The organism is Mesorhizobium sp. P5_C1, from assembly GCF_054049815.1.
On record NZ_JBFULQ010000001.1, the window covers coordinates 49,879 to 73,345 of the forward strand.

At 64.8% G+C, this 23,467-nt stretch carries 16 protein-coding genes; 7 read left to right on the plus strand and 9 right to left on the minus strand.

Going from position 1 to position 23,467, the window contains the following annotated elements; all coding sequences use genetic code 11:
* Positions 1–50: 50 nt before the first annotated feature.
* The 4 genes from trpS to ACXJ7R_RS00250 all read right to left on the minus strand — a co-directional run bounded on the left by trpS (position 51) and on the right by ACXJ7R_RS00250 (position 6,578).
* Entirely contained in the window at positions 51–1,118 is a 1,068-nt protein-coding gene (gene trpS, locus ACXJ7R_RS00235; protein WP_457150046.1) for a tryptophan--tRNA ligase, read from the minus strand.
* A 119-nt stretch (positions 1,119–1,237) separates the two neighbouring features.
* Positions 1,238–2,845 carry a murein biosynthesis integral membrane protein MurJ gene (gene murJ, locus ACXJ7R_RS00240; protein ID WP_457150047.1) on the minus strand — a complete coding sequence of 536 codons (1,608 nt, stop codon included), beginning with the start codon at positions 2,843–2,845 and terminating at the stop codon, positions 1,238–1,240.
* 46 nt (positions 2,846–2,891) lie between these two features.
* On the minus strand, positions 2,892–5,693 hold the full coding sequence (locus ACXJ7R_RS00245; protein ID WP_457150048.1) for a [protein-PII] uridylyltransferase: 2,802 nt from the start codon (positions 5,691–5,693) through the stop codon (positions 2,892–2,894).
* 33 nt (positions 5,694–5,726) lie between these two features.
* Positions 5,727–6,578 (minus strand): glycosyltransferase family 25 protein, encoded by an 852-nt coding sequence (locus ACXJ7R_RS00250; RefSeq protein ID WP_457150049.1) that lies wholly within the window; start codon positions 6,576–6,578, stop codon positions 5,727–5,729.
* A 201-nt stretch (positions 6,579–6,779) separates the two neighbouring features.
* Between ACXJ7R_RS00250 and ACXJ7R_RS00255 the strand changes: the two genes are divergently transcribed.
* The 3 genes from ACXJ7R_RS00255 to ACXJ7R_RS00265 all read left to right on the plus strand — a co-directional run bounded on the left by ACXJ7R_RS00255 (position 6,780) and on the right by ACXJ7R_RS00265 (position 10,499).
* Positions 6,780–9,143 (plus strand): heavy metal translocating P-type ATPase, encoded by a 2,364-nt coding sequence (locus ACXJ7R_RS00255; RefSeq protein ID WP_457150050.1) that lies wholly within the window; start codon positions 6,780–6,782, stop codon positions 9,141–9,143.
* Positions 9,144–9,186: 43 nt separating this feature from the next.
* The gene (gene copM, locus ACXJ7R_RS00260) at positions 9,187–9,579 is read left to right on the plus strand and encodes a CopM family metallochaperone (RefSeq protein ID WP_457150051.1); all 393 of its coding nucleotides are present in this window, start codon (positions 9,187–9,189) and stop codon (positions 9,577–9,579) included.
* Positions 9,580–9,653: 74 nt separating this feature from the next.
* Positions 9,654–10,499: an aldo/keto reductase gene (locus ACXJ7R_RS00265; RefSeq protein WP_457150052.1), complete on the plus strand. Its 846-nt coding sequence runs from the start codon at positions 9,654–9,656 to the stop codon at positions 10,497–10,499.
* On the opposite strand, the gene mutS is transcribed toward ACXJ7R_RS00265, so the two are convergent.
* Positions 10,500–13,229 carry a DNA mismatch repair protein MutS gene (gene mutS, locus ACXJ7R_RS00270; protein ID WP_457150053.1) on the minus strand — a complete coding sequence of 910 codons (2,730 nt, stop codon included), beginning with the start codon at positions 13,227–13,229 and terminating at the stop codon, positions 10,500–10,502.
* Between the two features lie 213 nt (positions 13,230–13,442).
* Here mutS and ACXJ7R_RS00275 point away from each other — a divergent pair, with 213 nt between their 5' ends.
* Positions 13,443–15,722: an NADP-dependent malic enzyme gene (locus ACXJ7R_RS00275; protein ID WP_457150054.1), complete on the plus strand. Its 2,280-nt coding sequence runs from the start codon at positions 13,443–13,445 to the stop codon at positions 15,720–15,722.
* Positions 15,723–15,970: 248 nt separating this feature from the next.
* On the plus strand, positions 15,971–17,062 hold the full coding sequence (locus ACXJ7R_RS00280; RefSeq protein WP_457150055.1) for a diguanylate cyclase domain-containing protein: 1,092 nt from the start codon (positions 15,971–15,973) through the stop codon (positions 17,060–17,062).
* 31 nt (positions 17,063–17,093) lie between these two features.
* Here the strand turns inward: ACXJ7R_RS00280 and ACXJ7R_RS00285 are convergent, their stop codons facing one another.
* Together ACXJ7R_RS00285 and ACXJ7R_RS00290 are read right to left on the minus strand one after the other, a co-directional pair.
* Positions 17,094–17,807: an antitoxin Xre/MbcA/ParS-like domain-containing protein gene (locus tag ACXJ7R_RS00285; protein ID WP_457150056.1), complete on the minus strand. Its 714-nt coding sequence runs from the start codon at positions 17,805–17,807 to the stop codon at positions 17,094–17,096.
* 479 nt (positions 17,808–18,286) lie between these two features.
* Positions 18,287–19,279, minus strand: a complete 993-nt coding sequence (locus tag ACXJ7R_RS00290) for an adenosine kinase (protein ID WP_457150057.1) — start codon at positions 19,277–19,279, stop codon at positions 18,287–18,289.
* Positions 19,280–19,586: 307 nt separating this feature from the next.
* Here ACXJ7R_RS00290 and ACXJ7R_RS00295 point away from each other — a divergent pair, with 307 nt between their 5' ends.
* Together ACXJ7R_RS00295 and ACXJ7R_RS00300 are read left to right on the plus strand one after the other, a co-directional pair.
* The gene (locus ACXJ7R_RS00295) at positions 19,587–20,471 is read left to right on the plus strand and encodes an EamA family transporter (protein ID WP_457150058.1); all 885 of its coding nucleotides are present in this window, start codon (positions 19,587–19,589) and stop codon (positions 20,469–20,471) included.
* Between the two features lie 307 nt (positions 20,472–20,778).
* The gene (locus tag ACXJ7R_RS00300; RefSeq protein WP_457150059.1) at positions 20,779–21,489 is read left to right on the plus strand and encodes a sulfate transporter family protein; all 711 of its coding nucleotides are present in this window, start codon (positions 20,779–20,781) and stop codon (positions 21,487–21,489) included.
* An 8-nt stretch (positions 21,490–21,497) separates the two neighbouring features.
* On the opposite strand, the gene ACXJ7R_RS00305 is transcribed toward ACXJ7R_RS00300, so the two are convergent.
* Positions 21,498–22,496 (minus strand): proline racemase family protein, encoded by a 999-nt coding sequence (locus ACXJ7R_RS00305; RefSeq protein ID WP_457150060.1) that lies wholly within the window; start codon positions 22,494–22,496, stop codon positions 21,498–21,500.
* Between the two features lie 12 nt (positions 22,497–22,508).
* On the minus strand, positions 22,509–23,312 hold the full coding sequence (locus ACXJ7R_RS00310) for an isocitrate lyase/PEP mutase family protein (RefSeq protein ID WP_457150061.1): 804 nt from the start codon (positions 23,310–23,312) through the stop codon (positions 22,509–22,511).
* Between the last annotated feature and the right edge of the window lie 155 nt (positions 23,313–23,467).

Consider the following 23,467-nt stretch of genomic DNA (forward strand, 5'->3'; position numbering starts at 1 on the left):
GCAAGCCGCCGGCCTTATGCCAGTGTGGTGCAGTGCACCCGATGTTGGGATCAGCCCTGCAGCAGCCCGATGATGTCGCGCACGGTTTTCATCGTTGCCTCTGCGAGCACGCCGGCGCGCTCGCCGCCATCCCTCAGCACCGCGTCGACATAGGCGCGGTCATCGGAAATGCGGCGCATCTCGCTGGCGATCGGCGCCAGCTTCTCCACCGCAAGGTCGGCCAGCGCGGGCTTGAACACCGAAAACTGCTGGCCGGCGAACTCTTTCAGCACGTCTGCCTTCGACATATCGGCAAGACCAGCATAGATGCCGACCAGGTTTTCCGCCTCGGGCCGGCTGGCCAGACCGTCCAGCTCGCTCGGCAACGCTTCCGGGTCGGTCTTGGCCTTCCGGATCTTCTTCGAGATCGCATCGGCATCGTCGGTCAGGTTGATGCGCGACAGGTCCGACGGATCCGACTTCGACATCTTCTTCGAGCCGTCGCGCAGTGACATGATGCGCGCCGCCGGCCCGCCGATCACCGGCTCGGTCAGCGGGAAATAGCCGTTGACGGTCTCCTCGCCGACCTGCATCTCGACGCCGACGCCAAGGGCTGCGATGCGGTCGGAAAAGTCGTTGTTGAATTTCTGCGCGATGTCGCGGGTCAGCTCCAGGTGCTGTTTCTGGTCCTCGCCCACCGGAACGTGGGTGGCGCGATAGAGCAGAATGTCGGCAGCCATCAGGCTCGGATAGGCAARSAGGCCSAGCGAAGCGTTCTCGCGGTCCTTGCCGGCCTTGTCCTTGAACTGCGTCATGCGGTTCATCCAGCCGATGCGCGCCACGCAATTGAAGATCCAGGCGAGTTCTGCATGCTGCATGACCCGCGACTGGTTGAAGACGATGTGCTTCTTCGGGTCGATGCCCGAGGCCAGGAACGCCGCGGTGATCGACCGCGTCTGGTCGGCGAGGTCGTCATAGACGAGCTGTGCCGTCAGCGAATGCAGGTCGACGACGCAATAGATGCAGTCGGAGGTTTCCTGCAGGGCGACGAATTTCTTGATGGCGCCGAGATAGTTGCCGAGATGCAGATTGCCGGTCGGCTGGACGCCGGAAAAGACGAGTGGCTTGAAGGCGGTCATGGTTGTTCCCTTGGCTTGTGGAGGGCCGTTTCGCGCGCGGCGAAAGTCTTGCGACGGCGCGCTTATGGACGAACACGACGATCCGATCAAGACCGGTTTTGCCGTCGAGTTATCCGGCCCTACTCGTCCGGGGCGGTCTTTGGGGCCGGTGGCGTCGCTTTCCCCGATCCCCGCTTGACGTTGCGCCGGATCATGCCGAAATCGGCGCCGCCGGTGGCGAAGGCGGTGATGAAGTAGAGCAGCGCCCCGCCGGCGACGAGCGCCAGAAGCGTCGTCGCCTTGACGACCAGCGGCGCACCCCGGCCGAGCCTGACGGCGAACCAGTGTTCGGCAAAATAAAGTGCCGCCCCCATCACGATCGCCGACAGCACCAGCCGCGGAATGCGTTTCATCAACGGAACGTCGCGGCCCCAATGGCCACGCCTGATCAAGACGCCGAGCAGCATCAGCGCGTTGACCCAGCCGGCGACCGCCGAGGCGACGGCGATGCCGGGCGCGCCCATTTCCGGAAACAGCGTCAGCGCCGTGGTGACGTTCACCGCCACCGAGATGGCGGCGAACATCATCGGCGTGCGGGTGTCCTCGCGGGCGAAATAGCCTGGGGTGAACGCCTTGATCAGCACGAAGGCCGGCAGGCCGAGGCCGAAGATCGCCAGGATCGCCGCCACCGTCGGCGTCGAGTTGTTGGCGGCGAACGCGCCGCGCTCATAGACCAGCCGCACGATCGGCTCCGACATCACCCACAGTGCCGCGGCTGCCGGCAAGGTGAGGAACAGCGTGAACTCGACCGAGCGGTTCTGCAGATTGGCGGCTTCGATCAGGTTGCCCGACTTCAGCGCCCGCGACAGTTCGGGCAACAGCACGATCGCCACCGCGACGCCGACCACGCCGAGCGGCAACTGGTAGATGCGGTCGGCATAGGCGAGCGAGGACACCGCACTGTTCTGCGCCGAGGCGATCGCCGTGCCGATAAGCTGGTTGATCTGGGTGATGCCGCCGGTGATCGCCGCCGGCAGCGCCAGGATCAGCAGCCGCTTGACCGCGGGCGTCATTTTCGGACGGCGGAAGCCGATCGAGATGCCGGCATGGCGCACCGCCACCCAGACGATCGCCAGTTGCACCAGTCCGGCGGCCAGCACGCCCCAGGACAGCCCGTAGCCGACGGTGAGCGCGTCGGAGCCCTTGTACCAGGCATAGGCGAGCACGCCGATCAGGATGATGTTGAGGAACACCGGCGCCACCGCCGCCGCGAAATAGCGGCGCAGCGAATTCAGCATGCCCGCCATCATGGCGCCCAGCGACATGCAGATCAGGTAGGGGAACATGATCGTCGCCAGCGTCACCGTGGTGTCGAATTTTCCCGGCGTGCCGGCAAAGCCTGGCGCCACCAGGTAGCGCACGATCAGCGGCATCGACAATTCCATGACGATGGTCAGCGCCAGCAGCGCCGTGAACAAGACGCCGAACACCTCCTCCGAGAAGCGCTTTGCGCCCTCGGTGCCGTGCGTCTCGATCTCCTTGGCGAACAGCGGCACGAAGGCGGCGTTGAAGGCGCCCTCGGCGAACAGCCGGCGAAAGGTGTTGGGAAACTGGAAGGCGGCGTTGAAGGCGTCGGCGACCGGTCCAGTGCCCAGCGCTGCCGCCATCAGCATCTCGCGCCCGAAGCCGAGCGCGCGGCTCATCAGCGTGCCGGAAGCGACCGTTGCGAATTTCTTGACGAGGCTCATGCTTTTGGGAACTGCCTGCGGAATTGGGACAAAGTGATGGTCGCTGTCACTCGGCGGCGGCCTTGGCCTTGCCGCCACGCTCGGGCGCGACGCCTTCAAGCGCTGCCATCAGCCGGTTGCGGATGGTGGCGATGCGGGTCGGGTTGTCGATCTTCTGGCCGGTGAGGTCGGTGACGTAGAAGGTGTCGATGACCTTCTCGCCGAAGGTGGTGATGTGGGCCGATGCGATGTCGAGCGACAGGTCGGATAGCGTTCCGGTGATCTCCGACAGCAGGCCCGGCCGATCCAGCCCCTCGACCTCGATGACCGAAAAACGGTTCGACAGTGCGTTGCGAATTTCGGCGCGCGGCGGGATCTTGAACACCTTGGCGCCGCGCCGCGGCTTGGTCCGCTTCTCGATCATCTCCGGCAGCCAGCTCTTGCCCGACAGCACGTCCTCGATCAGCCGGCCGACGCGCTCGGCACGCCGGCGCTCGTCCTCGTCGCGGTCGAATTCCCTTGAGATCAGGATGGTGTCCAGGGCGCGGCCGTCCGACGTGGTGAAGATCTGCGCGTCGACGATGTTGCCGCCGGCTCCGGCGCAGGCCCCGGCGATGACCGAGAGCAGGCGGGGATGGTCCTGCGCCAGCACGGTGATTTCGGTCACCGCCTCGAACTGGTGGGTCTTGACCATGGTGGCGAGCTTGTTGCCCGAAGCGTCCGCTTCGCGGATGAACTCGGCATGGCGCAGCTGATCGGCGAGATCGACGGTCAAAAGGTAATTCTCGTAGTGCAGGGCGACATAGCGCTTGCGGGCCTTGTCCGACCAGTTGGCGAGCGCCTCGGCCAGACGCTCGCGCGCCGCCGCCGTCCGCTGCGCGCGCGACACTTCCGAAAAGCCGCCGGTCAAAAGCAGTTCGGTTTCGTAATAGAGCGTGCGCAGCAGCTGGCCCTTCCAGCCGTTCCATACACCGGGTCCGACGCCCCTGATGTCGCAGACGGTGAGGATCAAAAGCAGCTTCAGCCGCTCAACCGATTGCACGATCGCGGCGAAATCCTCGATGGTCTTGCGGTCGTTGAGGTCTCGGGTCTGCGCCGTCATCGACATTACGAGGTGGTTCTCGACCAGCCAGGCCACCGTTTCGGTATCGGCTGGTGACAGCCCCATATGCGGGCAGATGCGCCGGGCGATCCTGGCCCCGGCCTCGGAATGATCCTCCGGCCTGCCTTTGGCGATGTCGTGCAGCAGCACGGCGACATAGAGCGCCTCGCGGCTCTTCTTCAGGCCCGGCATCAGCGTGTGGGAGAGGGGATGGACCTTCTCGCCGTCGCCGCGCTCGATCTCGGCCAGCACGCCGATGCAGCGGATCAGATGCTCGTCCACCGTATAGTGGTGGTACATCGAGAACTGCATCATGGCGACGATCTTGCCGAAATCCGGGATCAGCTTGCCGAGCAGCCCGGCCTCGTTCATGCGCCGCAGATTGAGTTCGGCATTGCGGTCCGAGGTCAGGATGTCGAGGAACAGCCGGTTGGCCTCCTCGTCGCGCCGCAGCGACTTGTTGACCAGGCCGAGCGAGCGGGTCAGCAGCTTCAGCGCATCGGGGTGGAACTCCAGACCGTGCTTGTCGGCGAACCAGAACAACCGCAAGAGATTGACCGGATCGCGCTCGAACACCTGGTCGTCGGCGATGTTGATGCGGTGGTTGTCGACGATGAAGTCGGAGGTGCCGGCGAGCTTGCGCTTGCGCCGCGAGAAGGTGAGGAAGATGCGGTTGAAGCCCGGCACGTGCTTGGCCTGCTCTTCCTCGAGCGCGGCGCAGAAGATGCGGGTCAGGTCGCCGACATCCTTGGCGACGAGGAAGTAGTGCTTCATGAAGCGCTCGACCGCCGACAGGCCGGGATGGCTGGTGTAGCCGAGCCGCTCGGCGATCTCGCGCTGGATGTCGAAATGCAGCCGCTCCTCGGCCTTGCCGGTGAGGAAATGCATGTGGCAGCGCACCGCCCACAGGAAATCCTCGGCCTTCTGGAACTCGCGATATTCGCCCTCGGTGAAGACGCCCTTGTCGACCAGTTCCTCGCCGGTGCGCACGCGGTAGAAATACTTGCCGATCCAGAACAGCGTCTGCAGGTCGCGCAGGCCGCCCTTGCCGTCCTTGACGTTGGGCTCGACGAGATAGCGGCTTTCGCCGGCCTTGGCATGCCGGTCGTCGCGTTCGGCAAGCTTGGCCTGGACATATTCGGGGCCGGTCGTGCGCACCACCTCATGGTCGAAGCGCAGCATCAGCTCGTCATAGAGCTTGAGCTCGCCCCACAGGAAACGCGCCTCGAGGATCGAGGTCCGGATGGTGACGTCGGTGCGCGACAGGCGCAGGCATTCGTCGATGTTGCGGGTGGCGTGGCCAACCTTCAGCCCGAGATCCCACAGCATGTAGAGCATGTACTCTACGGTCTGCTCGCCCCATGGCGTCTGCTTGTAGGGCAACAGGAACAGAAGGTCGATGTCGGAGCCAGGCGCCAGCGTGCCACGGCCATAGCCGCCGACGGCGACGACGGCCATGCGCTCCGCCGAAGACGGATTCTTGACCCGGTAGACATGCGTGACGGCGAAATCGTAAAGCGCCCGGATGATCTCGTCCATGAGGTGCGATAGCCGCGCCGCACAGGCACGGCCGCCGCCGTCGTCCCTCAGCATGCGTTCGGCAATGGCGCGTCCGTCCGCCAACCGCACCTTGAGAAGCTGAAGCACGCCGCTGCGTGCGGCCTGTCCGGAGCCGTCTCCGGCCGTGGTAGCGGTCAGCGCCGTCATCTCGCGGCGCAAGGCTTCGCCGTCGATCAGTTCGTCGAGCTTCAGGGAGATTTTCGCCATAGGTACCGGTTGGCCTCGCCTTTTCGGCGGCGTCTATAGCGCCTTTTCGCGGTTGTGGGTATGGGCAGGACGGACACGTTCGCCGTGGCGATAGAACGCTATGAGCCTATTTCTCTGCTTCAGGAGGCAGAGGTCGACGATCCTGCTCAGCAATTTCCTGGCCTCAGCCCCGATTCTCATTGGCAGCGTCTTGGTCGTGCGCGACCCGGATTGGACACCGGCAAGCCACTGGTCCCGCCGTTCCTCAAGAAGCAGGCTCGGCAGTGCGGCGGTCCGCAAGAAGCGTTCCTGCGCGCACAGGGCCGGAMTCAGCTGATAGATCGCCTTGCCGGGTGAGGGGGCGAATCTTGGATTGAAGATGATCTGGTCGACGGGACTGTTGAGTTCCGCGGTGCCGTCGATGAGATCGCGCGCCGCCTGCCTCGAGAGTATGTAGCCGGCCGCGCCGACGTGAGATCCGTGCAGTCTGGACGTGGAAAAGCCGTGCCCGGCCGGAGAGCGCCGCCATGCGAGCCGGGTCTTCTTGAAGAATGTCTCCAGCTTGACGATCTCGGCATCAGCCGGGATCCAACTGGCGTCGGCAAGCATCGCGCCGGCATCTTCCGAAAAGACGACATCGTCTTCAAAAACGACGCCGTAGGCATCGTCGCCATCGGCGATCTTTGCCCAGCAGGCCTTGTGGCTGAGGAAACAGGCGATCTCGGCGTTGGTCAAATGCAACTGCGTCAGCGGATTGAGCCGCATCGGTGTTTGCGGGAGGTCGGATCGGTCCTGGGCGTCGACCGCCGCGACGCGTTCAAAGTCAATGCCGATGCGGGCAAACTCCGACGTCATATGCGCGAGCCGGTCCTGGGACCGGTCGAGGTTTATGACCAGGCACTTCATTGGAAATGGAATCGGTGCATTTGGATGCGTTTGGATTGTCAATCGGCGGCTCCATAGCACAAGAAGCCGCCGCGCATCCGACTTTCTTTGATGGTGGCCCGGCGCCGGCGACGACACACGGAAAAAGAAAATTATGCCCTTGACCTTCCAGTTACTGGAAGCACTACCTCCGCATCGAGACGAGGCATCGAGGCATTTTGAATGACGCATTCAGACCATCATCATCACGCGCATGACGGGTGCTGCACAGCGAAAGCTGCGGCCGGGGAGGCGGCCGTGGTGCGGGATCCTGTCTGCGGCATGACCGTCGACCCTGCGACAGCCAAGCACTTTGTCCGTCATCAAGGTCAGGATTTCTACTTCTGCTCTGCCGGCTGCAAGGCGAAATTCGAGGCGGAACCGCAGAAATATCTTGGCGATAGGGCCGCGCCGCAGCCGATGCCCAAGGGCACGCAATACACCTGCCCGATGCATCCCGAAATCATCCGCGACAAGCCCGGCTCCTGCCCGATATGCGGCATGGCGCTGGAGCCGATGGGCGTGCCCACCGGTGATGAAGGCCCAAATCCCGAGCTGGTCGATTTCACCAGGCGATTCTGGGTCAGTGCCGCGCTGTCGCTGCCGTTGCTGATCGTCGCCATGGCGCCGATGCTCGGCCTGACGTTCGAGGCCGTTGTCGACGACCGCACGATGGTCTGGCTGGAACTGGCATTGGCCAGCCCTGTCGTGTTGTGGGCGGCGCAGCCTTTCTTCCATCGCGGCTGGGATTCGCTCGTCAATCGCAGCCCAAACATGTGGACGCTGATCTCGCTCGGCGTCGGCGCGGCCTATCTCTACAGCGTCGTCGCGACGCTGCTTCCGGATATCTTTCCGCATCAGTTCCGCAGCCATGGCGGTGCGGTGCCGGTCTATTTCGAGGCCGCCGCCGTCATCGTCGCGCTGGTCTTCCTCGGCCAGGTGCTGGAGTTGCGCGCCCGTGAAAAGACCGGGTCGGCGATCCGCGCTTTGCTTGATCTCGCGCCGAAGACCGCGCGGCTGATCGGTTCCGACGGCTCCGAAGGCGACGTGCCGCTCGACGCGGTCAAGGTGGGCGACCGCCTGCGCATCCGTCCCGGTGACGCCGTGCCGGTCGACGGCACCGTGTTGGAGGGCCGTTCCTCCCTCGACGAATCGATGATCACAGGCGAACCGTTGCCGGTCGAAAAGGCCGAAGGCGATACCCTGACCGCCGGCACGCTCAACAAAAACGGCTCGCTGATCCTGCGTGCCGAGCGGATCGGCGCCGAGACCACGCTGGCGCGCATCGTCGAACTCGTCGCCAAGGCGCAGCGCTCGCGCGCCCCGATCCAGGGGCTTGCCGATCGCGTTTCCTTCTACTTTGTCCCGGCTGTGGTGCTGGTCGCGATCGCCGCCTTCGTGGCCTGGGCTGTCCTTGGCCCCGAACCCAGCCTGATCTTCGCCATCGTCTCGGCGGTGTCGGTGCTGATCATCGCTTGCCCCTGCGCGCTCGGCCTCGCCACGCCGATGTCGATCATGACCGCTACCGGGCGCGGCGCCCATGCCGGCGTGCTGATCAAGGAAGCCGCCGCGCTCGAACGCTTCGCTTCCGTCGACACGTTGATCGTCGACAAGACGGGCACGCTGACCGAAGGCCGGCCGAAACTGACCGATGTCGTTGCCGCAAACGGCTTTTCCGAAGACGAATTGCTGGCCCTTGCCGCCGGCCTCGAAAAGGGCTCGGAGCATCCGCTGGCTGAAGCCATCGTCGAAGGCGCCGGCACGCGCGGCCTGGAGATCGCCGATGCCAGCGGCTTCGAGGCCGTCACCGGCAAGGGCGTTTCCGGCACCGTGTCGGGAAAGAAGGTCGCGCTCGGCAATGCGGCGATGATGACCGATCTCGGCATCGACACCGCGTCGGTCTCCGCCAGGGCCGAAACGCTGCAGACCGAAGGCAGGACCGTGATGTTCGTTGCCGTCGGCGACAAACTGGCCGGCATCGTCGCTGTCGCCGACCCCGTCAAGGCGACCACCGCCGAAGCGATCCGGGCCCTGCATGACAGCGGCCTGAGGATCGTCATGGCGACCGGCGACAATGAGCGCACGGCAAAAGCGATCGCCAGGAGCCTCGGCATCGATGAGGTTCGCGCCGGACTGCTGCCGGAACAGAAGGCAGCCCTGGTCGAAGAGCTGCGTGCCAGGAGCAAAGGCGTCGCCATGGCCGGCGACGGCGTCAACGACGCCCCCGCCCTTGCCGCCGCCGATGTCGGCATCGCCATGGGCACCGGCGCCGATGTCGCCGTCGAAAGCGCCGGCATTACTTTGGTCAAGGGCGACCTCAACGGCATCGTGCGGGCGCGTACGCTCGCCCAGGCGACGATCCGCAACATCCGCCAGAACCTGTTCTTCGCCTTCCTCTACAACGTGCTCGGCGTACCCGTCGCCGCCGGTGTGCTCTATCCGCTCACCGGCACGCTTTTGTCGCCGATGCTGGCGGCGGCGGCGATGAGCCTGTCCTCGGTGTCGGTGATATCCAACGCATTGCGGCTGAGAGCGTTGAAACTCTGAGCAAAGCCCCCAAATACGAAACCCACTCAACAGGAGACCATGAATGACCTTGGCCAAAAAACTCGTCCTTTTGCTGATGGCTGCCGGAATGCTGCTTGCCGTCTTCCTCGAAAGCGTTCCGGCGCAGAGCGAAGAGATGAAACACGACATGGGTGCCATGTCGGCGGATGCGACCAGCCCATCGAGCGAAGGCTACAAAGCGGCGATGGACAAGATGCATGCCGATATGATGGCGTTGCAAAATACCGGCAATGCCGATGTCGATTTCGTCCGTGGCATGATCCCGCACCATCAGGGTGCCATCGACATGGCCAAGGTCGAGCTTGCCAACGGCAAGGACCCGGAGATCCGCAAGCTGGCCGAGGGGGTCATCGCCGCGCAGGAAGCCGAGATCAAGCAGATGCAGGGCTGGCTCGCAGCCCATCCGGTGAAGTAAGCCTTTTCGCGAAGCATCTCTCTGGATTTCCCGCCGAGCCTGTGATGCGATCCGGCCCTCAACTGGAGCCTGCCATGCCATCGACGATCAGAACAACCACGCTGCTTTCCGGCGAAGCCGTTCAGGTGCTTGGTCAGGGCACGTGGAAAATGGGCGAGGATTTCAGCCGCCGCGCCGATGAGGTCAACGCTCTCAAGCTCGGCCTCGACCTTGGCATGACGCTGATCGACACCGCCGAAATGTATGCCAGCGGCGGTGCCGAGGAGGTGGTCGCAGAGGCCACCGCCGGGCGCCGCGACGAGACCTTCCTGGTTTCGAAAGTGCTGCCGTCAAACGCTTCGCGCGCCGGCGTGCAGCGCGCCTGCGAGAACAGCCTGAAGCGCCTGCGCACCGACCGCATCGATCTCTATCTGCTGCATTGGCCTGGCAGCGTGCCGCTGGCTGAAACCGTAGTGGCCTTCGAGGCGCTGAAAGAGGCCGGCAAGATCCGCCACTGGGGCGTCAGCAATTTCGACACCGACGAGATGGAAGAACTGGTCGGCTTGCCCGACGGCGGCAACGTCCAGACCAACCAGGTGCTCTACAATCTGGTTCGGCGTGGCCTCGAATTCGATCTGGCGCCCTGGAGCCGCCAGCGCGGCATCCCCTTGATGGCCTACTCACCGGTCGAGCAGGGCGCGCTGGCACGCAATACCAGGCTTGGCGCCGTCGCGGCCCGCCACAATGCCACCCCGGCGCAGATTGCCTTGGCCTGGGTCATGCACCAGGAGGGTGTCATCGCCATTCCGAAAGCCAGCAGCCAGCAGCATGTCCGCCAGAATTTTGCAGCGCTCGACATCGAACTGACGCCACAGGACATCGCCGAACTCGACCGCGCCTTTCCGCCGCCGACCCGCAAGCGCGGTCTGGAGATGATTTGACTACTTTCCCGCCAGCCCCTTCAGCCGATACAGCGCTTCCAGCGCCTCGCGAGGCGTCATCTCGTCGGGGTTGATGTCGCCGAGTGCGGCGCCCAGAGCATCGTTCTTGACCGGCTTCGGCGCTTCGCGCTTCACCGCCACCGAAAATAGCGGCAGGTCGTCCACCAGACGGTTGGTCTTGCCCGAAACCTCGCCCTCTTCCAGCTGGTGCAGCACTTCCTTGGCCCGGTCGACCACCGCTTCCGGCAATCCGGCCAGCCGTGCCACCTGCACGCCATAGGAGCGGTCGGCGGCACCCTTGCCGACCTCGTGCAGGAAGACGACGTCGTTTTCCCATTCCTTGACCCGCATGGTGACGTTGTGCAGCCGCGCCAGCTTGCCGGCCAGCGAGGTCATTTCGTGGAAATGGGTGGCGAAGATCGCCCGGCAGCGGTTCTTCTCGTGCAGGTATTCCACCGCTGCCCAGGCGATCGACAGGCCGTCGAAAGTGGCCGTGCCGCGGCCGATCTCGTCGAGGATCACCAGCGCGCGCTCGCCGGCCTGGTTGAGGATCGCCGCCGTTTCGACCATCTCGACCATGAAGGTCGAGCGACCGCGTGCCAGATCGTCCGAGGCGCCAACACGTGAGAACAGCCGGTCGACGACGCCGATATGGGCCGATGCCGCCGGCACGAACGAGCCGGTTTGCGCCAGGATGGCGATCAGCGCGTTCTGCCGCAGGAACGTCGACTTGCCGCCCATATTGGGGCCGGTCAAAAGCCAGATCGCGCCATTCTTGGCGCTGCCCTCCGGCGACAGGTCGCAATCATTGGCGACGAACGGACCTTCGCCCGAACGCCGCAGCGCCTGCTCGACCACCGGATGCCGGCCGCCCGAAATTTCGAAGGCAAGGCTCGAATCCACCACCGGCCGGCACCAGGCTTCGCTCTCGGACAACAGCGCGAGCGCCGCCGACACGTCGAGCACGGCCAGCGCATCGGCACCGGCGCGGATCTTTTCGGCCTCGCCGACCGCTTCCGCCGTCAGCGCCTCGAAGGCTGCAAGCTCGATGCCGAGCGCCCGGTCGGCGGCATTGGCGATCTTGGTCTCCAGTTCGGCGAGTTCGGTCGTCGTAAAGCGCATGGCGTTGGCCATGGTCTGGCGATGGATGAAGCGCGCCTTGGCGCCGTCGCTGCCGGTCATCACCGCATGATGGTTGGCGGTCACCTCGATGTAATAGCCAAGCACATTGTTGTGCCGGATCTTCAGCGAGCGGATGCCGGTCTCGTCGATCAGCGAGCGCTCCAGCCCGGCGATGACTTTTCGCGATTCGTCGCGCAACGCCCGCATCTCGTCGAGCTCGGCATGGTAGCCGCCGCGAACGAAGCCGCCGTCACGCTTGAGCAGCGGCAGTTCGTCGCCAAGCGCCTGCGTCAGGTGCTGGGAAAGCGCCCTGGGCAGCGCCTGGATGGCGCCCAGCGCCGCCGTGAGCTCCTGAGGCAGGGCGGTCTCGCCGAAGATCCCGGCGATCGCACCGGCCGCTTCGAAACCGGCTCGCAGCGCGCCGAGGTCGCGCGGGCCGCCACGGTTCAGCGCCAGCCGGGACAGAGCGCGCGGCATGTCGGCGACGCTCTTCAGGCTTGCCCGCACCGCCTGGCAGAGCCGCGTTTCGGAACGGAAGAAGGACACCGAGTCCAGCCTGGCGCCGATCGCCGCCGGATCGGTCAACGGCGCCATCAGCCGGTCGGCCAGCAGCCTTGCGCCGCCGCCGGTCACCGTGCGGTCGATCGCCTTGAACAACGAACCTTCGCGGCTGCCGGACAGCGTGCGCAGCAGTTCCAGATTGCCGCGCGTCGCCGGATCGATGAACAGGGTCGAGCCCTGCTCCTCGCGCTCCGGCCGCGACAGCGGCGGACGCTCGGCCTTCTGCGTCTTCTCGACATAGGCGATGGCGCCCGAGATCGCCGACAATTCGGCGCGCGAAAACGCCCCAAAACTGTCCGGCGTCGCCACGTCGAAGAATCGGGCGATGCGCCCCGTGGCCGAGGCCGAATCGAACAGCGAGGGCGGCTGCGGATTGGCGACGCGGCCGAGCACGTCGAAGACCGGTTTCAGTTCGGCATCGTAGAACACCGGCTCGGCAACGATCAGCTCGCGCGGATCGACGCGGAAGATGTCGGCGAGCAGCCGGTCGGCGGTGGTCTCGGCGACACGGAAAGCCCCGGTCGAAATGTCGATCCAGGCCAGGGCAAAGGAGTGGTCCGCCCCACCTTTCACCCTCCCCAGCGCCATCAGGAAACTCGATTCCGACGGCGCCAGCAATTTGTCCTCGGTGATGGTGCCTGGCGTCACCAGCCGCACCACGTCGCGGCGTACCACCGATTTGCCGCCGCGTTTCTTGGCTTCGGCCGGATCCTCGATCTGCTCGCAGACGGCGACGCGAAAACCCTGACCGATCAGCTTCTGCAGATAGTCGTCGGCGGCATGCACCGGCACGCCGCACATCGGGATGTCGTGGCCCTGGTGCTTGCCGCGCTTGGTCAGGACGATGCCCAGCGCCCGGCTCGCCTTCTCGGCGTCGTCGAAGAACAGCTCGTAGAAATCGCCCATGCGGTAGAACAGCAGCGAATCCGGGTTCGCCGCCTTGATCTCGATGAACTGCTCCATCATCGGCGTGACGGCGGCAGCGGCTGTCGGCAGGGGCGCCATCGCCTCGGGGGCGTCCGGCTCGTTCGGGCTATGCATGTTCATGCGCGGCACGCTAGCAGATGTGGTCGCGCGGTTTAATGCCGGCGCCTCGAAAAACAGGGGACGACTGACACGGCCAGATGCCCGCAATCGCCAGCACCAGCGCGATTCCCGAACACTGGCGGTTTACACGCGGCGGTGCGTGGTCTTAATTCGGAACCTCACAAAGCACCCGCCCTAACGAGGTGCTGCACCGGCGAGGAAATCAAAAGCATCATGGCCAAAAAAACCGAGAACAACGGTCCGTCCGTCAGTGCGCAGGAAGCGCTCGAATTCCACGCCATGGGCCGCCCCGGCAAGCTGGAGGTTGTCGCCACCAAGCCGATGGCGACGCAGCGCGATCTAAGCCTCGCCTATTCGCCGGGCGTCGCGGTACCTGTTCTGGCCATCGCCGAGGACCCCAGCCGCGCCTTCGACTACACGACGCGCGGCAACATGGTCGCCGTCATCTCCAACGGCACCGCCATCCTTGGCCTCGGCAATCTCGGCGCGCTGGCCTCCAAGCCGGTCATGGAGGGCAAGGCGGTGCTGTTCAAGCGCTTCGCCGACGTCGATTCCATCGACCTCGAGGTCGACACCGAGGACGCCGACGAGTTCATCAATTGCGTGCGCTTCCTCGGCCCCTCCTTCGGCGGCATCAACCTTGAAGACATCAAGGCGCCGGAGTGTTTCATCATCGAGCAGCGCCTGCGCGAACTGATGGACATCCCGGTTTTCCATGACGACCAGCACGGCACCGCCATCATCTCGGCCGCCGGCCTGATCAACGCGCTGGAGATCACCGGCCGCGACATGAAGACGACGAAGATGGTCTGCAACGGCGCCGGGGCCGCCGGCATCGCCTGCATCGAGCTGATGAAGGCGATGGGCTTCGCGCCCGAAAACATCATCCTGTGCGACACCAAGGGCGTCGTCTTCCAGGGCCGTACCGAAGGCATGAACCAGTGGAAGTCGGGACATGCGGTGAAGACCGAGGCGCGCAGCCTCGCCGAGGCGCTCGACGGTGCCGACGTCTTCCTCGGCCTCTCCGCCAAGGGCGCGTTGACCACTGCCATGGTGCAGTCGATGGCCAAGAACCCGATCATCTTCGCCATGGCCAATCCCGACCCGGAAATCACGCCGGAGGAAGTCGCCGAGATCCGCACCGACGCCATCATGGCGACCGGGCGTTCGGACTATCCGAACCAGGTCAACAATGTGCTCGGCTTTCCCTACATCTTCCGTGGCGCGCTGGATGTGCGGGCCACCACCATCAACGACGACATGAAGATCGCCGCCGCCCAGGCACTGGCAGCGCTAGCGCGCCAGGACGTGCCCGACGACGTCGCTGCAGCCTATCAGGGCAACCGGCCGAAATTCGGTCCCAACTATATCATCCCGGTGCCGTTCGACCCGCGCCTGATCTCGGCCATCCCGATCGCGGTCGCCAAGGCGGCGATGGATTCCGGCGTCGCCCGCAAGCCGATCCTCGATCTCGACCGCTACGCGCAGGAGCTGTCCGCCCGCCGCGACCCGATCGCCTCGACCTTGCAGCGCATCTACGACCGTGTGCGCCGCCAGCCCAAGCGCATCGTCTTTGCCRAGGGCGAGGAGGAGCAGGTGATGCGCGCCGCCGTTTCCTATGTGAACCAGCGGCTCGGCACCGCCATCCTGCTCGGCCGCGACGACGTCATCAAGGAGAACGCCAAGCACGCCGGCATCGACCTCAACAAGCAAGGCATCGAGATCATCAATGCCCGGCTGTCGCGCCGCAACGGCATCTACACCGACTATCTCTACGAGCGTATGCAGCGGAAGGGCTTCCTGTTCCGCGACTGCCAGCGGCTGATCAACAACGACCGCAACCACTTCGCCGCCTGCATGGTGGCGTTGGGCGATGCCGACGGCATCGTCACCGGTGTGACCCGCAACTATTCGACGGCGCTCGACGACATCCGCCGCGTCATCGACGCCAAGCCCGGCCACCGCGTCATCGGCGTTTCGATCGTGCTGGCGCGGGGCAGGACCGTGCTGGTCGCCGATACCGCCGTGCACGACATGCCGAACGCCGAGCAGATCGCCGACATCGCCGAGGAGGCCGCTGGCTTTGCCCGCCGCATGGGCTACGAGCCCAGGCTTGCCATGCTCGCCTATTCCACCTTCGGGCATCCGCAGGGCGAACGCTCCGAGCGCGTCCAGGAAGCCGTGCGCATCCTCGACAAGCGCCGCGTCGATTTCGAATATGACGGCGAGATGGCCGCCGACGTCGCGCTCAATGCGCGGGCCATGTCGCAGTATCCGTTCATCCGCCTGACCGGCCCGGCCAATGTCCTGATCATGCCGGCGTTCCACTCGGCCTCCATCTCGACCAAGATGCTGCAGGAACTCGGCGGCTCGACGGTGATCGGCCCGCTGCTCGTCGGGCTGAACAAACCGGTGCAGATCGTTTCGTTGAACGCCAAGGATTCAGACATCGTCAACATGGCGGCGATCGCGGCTTATACGGCGGGGGCTTGAGCGGCGGACGAAAGCCCCGTGAACGCCTTTCGAGTGATGCTAGGCCCAGGCCCTGGTCGAGGGCCGCACCACTCCACCTGAATATGTGCAACCGCAGGAATCCCGCGATTCAAGCCGAATTTATGGGAAAATCGCTGCGATCCATAAGATATTGATAATATCCGGTTGTTATACCAGAGAGCTGTCATCGATGTGCCAGAGGGGCATTTTGGACAGACCGGGGTGGTGACAATCATGGATTTGCAGCCGTGAAGCACGATACGATTCCCGCATCCGTGGTCGGCGAGCGAGCCTATCACGACGAGCGCCTGGATGCGCTGCTCARCATCACCGGCCGCATGGACGGCTACCTCTACCGCTGCCGCAACGATGCGTCCTACACCATGCTCTACATCAGCGACGGCGTTCTCACCGTCAGCGGCTATCCGCCAACGGATTTCGTGCACAACGCCGTGCGCGATTATGTTTCGGCCATCCATCCGGACGACCTCGCCTCGGTCTATGCCGCCGTCGACGCCGCCCTCGAAGCGCGCTGCAACTGGAACGTCGACTACCGCATCGTGCCGAGGGCCGGCGAGCCGCTTTGGGTCCGCGAGATCGGCGGCGGTGTCTGGGACGCCGCCGGCGAACTCGAATTCCTGGAAGGTTTCGTCGTCGACATCAGCGACCGCAAGGTTGTCGAGGACCTCAATTCCCAGCTGCTGCTGGATCTGAAGACCGCCAACGAGGAGCTATCCGCGCAAAAGCGCGAGATCGAACTGGCCAAGCAGCAGAGCGACCATTCCGCCAACCACGATCTGTTGACGGACCTGCCCAACCGGCGTGCGTTCCACAACGAGCTCAAATCGGTGGTCGCCCGCTGCGGCGCCACCGGCGAGGCCGCCGGTCTTCTGTTCATCGACCTCGACCGCTTCAAGGAAGTCAATGACACGCTCGGCCACGAGGCCGGCGACGCGCTGCTGCAGCGCGTATCGAGCCAGCTTCGCTCGATCCTGCGCAGCGCCGATTTCGTCGCTCGGCTCGGCGGCGACGAGTTCGCCTTCCTGTTTTCGGGCGCCGCCGATCTGGCACAGCACAAGGCCGTGCGCGTTGCCGAACGCATCCTGGAAAGGCTCCAGATCAAGGTTCCCACACCGGATGGCGCCATTCAGGTCGGCTGCACCGTCGGCGTGGCCATGTATCCGGCGGAAGCCGCCGATTCCGAAGCGCTGGTCGCGCTCGCCGACCGGCTGATGTACATCGGAAAAAAGAGTGGCCGCAACCGGTTGGTCACCGCCACGGAAATGGCACCGCAACAGCCATCGTCCGCGCCTCGTCCCTCAATCCGCAGGACTGCCTAGGCACGTCTATCAAGGGCGTGCACCGAAGCGGTCAAGCCGGCGCGAACACGCGTGCGGCCTCGACGACCTGCTCGATCTGATCCTGCCGGAGCAGGTCGATCGGAACGCGGCCATCGAGTTGTGCCGAGGGGCGTGTCAGCCACAGCCAGGCCAGCCTGGGATTGCTGATCAGGGACAGCACGTCATGGATGCCCGCGACCGGCCTGCCGTCGACGAACTGCGTCAGCGGGAAGACATGCTTGCGGCCGCCCTTGCGCAGGGCGATGACCTCACCCCGCCTTTGCCAGCGATGCAGGGTCGAGCGGGCGATGCGCATGTTCTCTTCCAGATAGGTCGATCCGGCGACGCGCCCGGCCCAGTCCTCTATCAGCATCGATTCGAGGTCGTCGGCGCGCGACGACGGGGAAGCAGGTCCATCGAAATCCACGGGGGATGCCGGCGGCAGCCCCGTCGCGCCGCCTGTGCCGGCGTCGCTGCGGCGCGCGGCTTCCGCCGCCAGCGCGCGTACGAATTTCGATGCAAGCCCGGGAAGGTCGGCATGGATGGCGTCGATGGCACGCTGATGCTTCGGCGACAGCAAGGTGACGGCGGAAGCTATGCTGCCGGCAATCTTGCCGACCGAGACCATGGTGGGTCTGTTGATGGCCTCGTCATAGTGGGCAAGCGCACGTTCGACATCCTCCGCGACCATTTCCGCGAAGTCGTCCTGCTTGATGCCGGTTGCCTGGATTTGAAATCTGTTCATGCATCTGTCTCTTGGGCCGGGCGCTCCTCCCACAGCTGCGGCCGGTTGTTGAACGGCTAGAGCGGAGAGCGGAGATCGCGGCGGCAACAGATGCAGCGGCCCGACAGCATGCTGTCTTGCATTTTATGACACCCCAACTGACTGCAGGCGTCCCGAAATGTCAGTCTCAGGTCGCCTAGATTGCGTGTAGGGGCGATGTATGACAACCGCGCGACGGTGAGAGGCGGGCGGCCGAGCTGCCGATCTCCCCCCTAGTGGGGGTGATGCCCGGTAGGGCAGAGGGGGGCGCCAAGGATCGCTACGGAGCGGTGCTCTCGTCCTCGCCACAACGCTCGGCGTCGCGCTATGGATCAGAAATTCATGCCCTTCATTTTGAGGTTGGCGGCAGTGTAATACCTTGGAGAGGCTGGCGGGACAGCGCCCCCCTCTGGCCTGCCGGCCATCTCCCCCACGTGGGGGGAGATCGGAAGCTTTCAGCGCTACAGCAACCCGGCCTGCTCAGCCTCGCGGCGCAGGTTCTGGCGCGGGCGCGGGCCGATCTGCTGGATCACCAATCCGGCCGCCAGCGAGCCAAGGTCGCCGCAGGCCTTGAGGTCGCGGCCTTGCGTGTAGCCATGCAGGAAACCGGCGGCGTAGAGGTCGCCGGCGCCTGTCGTGTCGACCAGTTCCTTGATCGCGGTCGCCTGGATGAGCACGGTCTCGTCGCCGCGCACGATGACCGAGCCTTTTTCCGAGCGCGTCACGGCGGCGATCCGGCAATCCTTGCGGATCTGCGCCAGCGCCTCGTCGAACGAAGACGTCTGGTAGAGCGACTTGATCTCGTGGCTGTTTGCAAAGACGATGTCGACGGTGCCCGAGCGCATCAGGTCGAGGAACTCGTCGCGGTAGCGATCGACGCAGAACGAATCCGAGAGTGTCATCGACACCTCGCGGCCTGCCGCGTGCGCCAGCTTCGCCGTCTGCCGGATCGCTTCCTTGGCCCGCGGCGGGTCCCACAGATAACCCTCGAAATAGGTGACCTTGGCGCCGGAAGCCTTGTCGGCCTCGACATCCTCCGGCCCGAGTTCGATGGCGGCGCCGAGATAGGTGTTCATCGAGCGCTCGCCGTCGGGGGTGACGAAGATCATCGAGCGCGCCGTCGGTGGCTCGCCCTTGAGCGGCCTGGTGTCGAAGGCGACGCCCTGCGCATGGATGTCGTGCGCGTAGATTTGGCCCAGCGCATCGTTCGAAACCTTGCCGAAGAAGGCGACGCGGCCACCGAAGCTGGCGACGCCGGCCGCCGTGTTGCCCGCGCTGCCGCCGGACGCTTCGATCGCCGGGCCCATGCGGCTGTAGAGCAGTTCGGCGCGCTGGGTGTCGATGAGGTTCATCGCGCCCTTGATGATGCCGTTGGTCTCGAGGAAGTCCTCGTCGCACTGGGCGATGATGTCGACAATGGCATTGCCGATGCAAAGCACGTCATAATCCGGCATCAATGTCTCCGCCAAAAACCCGAGCCGGCTTCTTGCCATGCCCGGGCGGGTCTACAGCAAGACTCCGAAAATTGGCAACCGATTTTCTGTCGTTGCCGGCGTGGCGGCGATGACCATTCCCTTGTCGAGGAAGGCGCGGAGCCGCGGTTCTTGCAAACCGGGGTGCGCCTCCGCGACGAGGCGCTATGACAATTCGACCGTGGCCGAAGCATTTCGTCGCGGCGCTGCTTACAAGCCTGGCCAGCCGATCATTTTTCTAAGGCGAGCCAGCCCCATGCCTACAAAGAACAGGCCGACAAAGAACGATATGACCACCGACCTGGCGCTGCTCGCCGTGCTGGCGGTGCTTTGGGGCGCCTCCTATACCTTCATCAAGATCGGCGTCGAGACGATCCCGCCGGTCACGTTCATTGCCGCGCGCACCCTGATCGCGGGTGGTATCCTGTTCGCCATCATCCGCTGGCGCGGGCTTGCCATGCCGGGCGATGCGGCAAGCTGGCGCCGCTTCGCCTTCCAGGCATGCCTCAACAGCGTCGTGCCGTTCACGCTGATCGCAGCGGCCGAGCGCTCCGTTGATGCCGGTCTCGCCACCATCCTCAACGCGACCTCGCCGATCTTCACCTTCCTGCTGACCGCGCTCATCACCCGCCACGAGCCGGTCACGCTGCGCAAACTGATTGGCGTCGGCGCCGGCATTGCCGGCATCTGCCTCATCATCGGCACCGAGGCGCTGGGTGGTCTCGGTCATGAGCTCTGGGCGCAACTGGCAATCGTCGCGGCGACGATCTGCTACGCCGGTGCGGCTATCTTCGGCCGTGGCTTCAAGGGCCTCGACCCGATGCTGCCCGCCGCCGGCTCGATGCTGTGCGGCGCCATCATCCTGCTGCCGCTCAGCCTGATGGTCGACCAGCCATGGACGCTCGCGCCATCGATGGCGTCGATCCTGGCCTTGCTCGGCCTGTCGGTGTTTTCGACCGCGCTGGCCTTCGTCATCTATTTCCGCCTCATCCACACGCTGGGCTCGGTCGGCACCACCTCGCAAGCCTATCTGCGCGTACCGATCGGCGTCGGCATCGGCGCCGTCTTCCTCGGCGAAAGCCTCGGCCCGACGGCATGGCTGGGCATGGGTTTTGTTATCGCAGGCGTCGCAGCCATGACCATCCCGGTTCGAAAGCCGGCGCTCGCGCGATAAGGCAGGGCAATCGCTGCGAAGATAGTCTCCGACTTGTGGCGGGGAGAAGGGGCTGGCCGCAACCTTGGCGTCTCTCCTGCGTCTTTGGGAATTGGCGAAACCATCGACGAGAGGGCCCCTCTCCCCGTCACCATACGGGGAGAGGATGCCGGCAGGCAGGTGAGGGGCAGCGCCCACGTCCGGAAGGGGAGTGGGGCGAGTTCGAAACCTGAAACGATTGCCTTGGCCCGAAAGCGATCCGCGCTTGTGGCGGGCAGGTGTGTCGCCTATCTCCGGACGATCCGTTCGACGTGAGGTTGGAAGCACCGTGATCTCTGACGCCGCCCGCGCCGCCGCCGGCCAGTTGTTCTCGCCCGAATTCCGTTCGGTGTTCATCAAGACGCTCGGGCTGACCTTGCTGGCGTTGGTGGCCTTGTGGTTCGGCCTCACCAGCCTCGTCGAGTGGCTGGCCCTGCCGTGGCTCCAAACGCTGTTGCCCGGCATGCCGTCCTGGGCCGGCTGGCTCGGCGGCATCATCGCCGCCATCGCCCTTGCCTTCGGCATGGCGTTGCTCATCGCCCCGGTCACGGCGATCATCGCCGGCCTGTTCCTCGACGACATCGCGGAAGTCGTCGAACGCACCGATTATCCGGGCGACCCGGCCGGACGCGCCATGCCGGCGCTGCGCTCGCTGGTCTTGTCAGCCAGGTTCCTGGGCGTCGTCATCCTCGGCAACATCGTCGCCCTGCTGCTCCTTCTGGTACCGGGCGTCAACATTGCCGCCTTCTTCATCGTCAACGGCTATCTGCTGGGGCGTGAGTTCTTCGAATTCGCCGCCATGCGCTTTCGCCCGGAAGAAGAGGCCAGGGCCTTGCGCAGGCACTATGCCGGCACGGTGTTCCTCGCCGGGCTGGTCATATCAGCCTTCCTGGCCGTGCCGCTGCTCAACCTGGTGACGCCGCTTTTTGCCGCCGCCATGATGGTGCATCTGCACAAGGCGATCAGCGGACGGGAAGCGGTTCGCGTCTCGCCGGGGTGAGGTTCTGTTCAGCGCAACAGGAATCCGCGCCCCAACTCATCATCGGCTTCGACGATGAATTCTGCTCGCCCGGAATAGTAGGCGCGGCCGCCGACGCGGGCGATGATTGCTTCGTGCGGGCCAGCCGTCGCCGTCCGCACCACTGCCCCGGAAAAGCGCGAGCCGGCGATGCTTTCGAATGTGCGCGTCTGCTCGATGTCGATCTCGCCCTTGGCATGCATGGCCGCCAGCCGGGCGGTCACGCCGGAGCCGGTCGGCGAGCGGTCGACCTCGGCCTCGGCGAAGACGCAGATGTTCTTGGTCACGTCGCCGGAAAACGCGTCGCGGCCATCGGTCAGGATGGTGCCGTAAAGGAAGGCAAGGTCGGCATGGTCGGGATGCGACAGCGGCAGCTCGGCCTTAAGCCTGTTGGTCAGCGCCGTCGCCGCATCGACGAAATCGCGCACCCGGTCGCGGCCGAACTCCAGCCCGAACTGGTGACAGTCGGCCAGCGCGTAGAAGGCGCCGCCATAGGCGATGTCGAAACCGATCGTGCCATAGCCTTGCAGCTCGATCGCCTGGTTCCGTGCGAACAGGAATGCCGGAACGCTTTCGAACGAGACAGCACCGGCCTTGCCATCCCTGACCCCCACCGAAGCGACGACCAATCCACATGGCGCCTCGATGTTGACGGTCGTCATCGGCTCGCGTTTCGTCACCAGCCCTTCGTCGACGGCATAGCGGCCGAGCGCAACGATGGCGTGGCCGCACATGGTCGAATAGCCCTCATTGTGCATGAACAGCACGGCGAGGTCGGCGCCGGGCAGGTCCGGCTCGACCAACAAGGCGCCATACATGTCATAGTGGCCGCGCGGCTCGAACATCAAAATCTTGCGCAAATGATCGAGATGGTCGCGCACATAGGCGCGCTTTTCCAGGATGGTGCCATTCGGGATATCCGGGTAGCCGCCGGTAACGATCCTGAGCGGCTCGCCGCCCGTATGCATGTCGACGACAGTCAGCGTCATGCGACAGGCCTCTTAATCTGGGGATTTGCCAAACAAGGCCTGCAATTTGCCGAACGGCATGGCTGCGCGGGTGAAGCCGAACGTGCCGTCCTGCTGGATCTCGCGTGCCGCCGTTTCCAGCATGCCATAAGCGAAATTGGTCAACCACGGCCCGAGCGAAATGCGCTTGACGCCGGCCGTGGCGAGATCGGCGACGGTGAAGCCGGGCCTCGCCATGACGTTGACCGGTTTGCTGACCGCCGAGCAGATCGTGCGCACCATCTCTATATCACCGATGCCTGGCGCATAGAGCACGTCGGCGCCGGCCTTCTCAAAGGCCTGCAGCCGCTTGATGGTGTCGTCGAGATCGGACCTGCCCCACAGGAAGTTCTCGGCCCGCGCGGTGAAGACGAAATCGCGCTTCAACGCCCGCGCCGCCTCCACGGCGGCCGCGACGCGCTCGACGGCGTGCGAGAAATCATAGATCGGCTTGTCCGGATCGCCGGTGTGGTCCTCGATCGAGCAGCCGGCAAGGCCGGCCGCTTCGGCCGCGAAGATGGTTTCGGCGGCGCGCTCGGCGCTGTCGCCCTTGCCTCTCTCGAGGTCGGCCGAGACCGGCAGGCTGGTCGCCGCCGTCACGTCGCGGCAATGATGGATCATCGCCTCGAAGGTCACGGCGCCGTCCGGCAGGCCGCGCGAAAAGGCAAAGCCGGCGCTGGTCGTCGCCAGCGCCTTGAAGCCGAAAGAATCCAGCAGCTTCGTCGTGCCGACATCCCAGGGATTGGGCATGACGAAGGTCGAGGCATGCAGGTCACGAAAGATCTTGCCCTTGTCCATGGTAATTCCCCCCATCATGTGCGGCGTGGCGGAAAGGATTCTATCCTGCCCTCCCTGGCCGGGCAAACGAATGCCATTGGTTCAGAAGCGTTTGGCGTTCTCTCCTGCCAATTTTTCCAGCGCGTCGGAATCCTTGGAGTAGTGCGAGGCCGTGG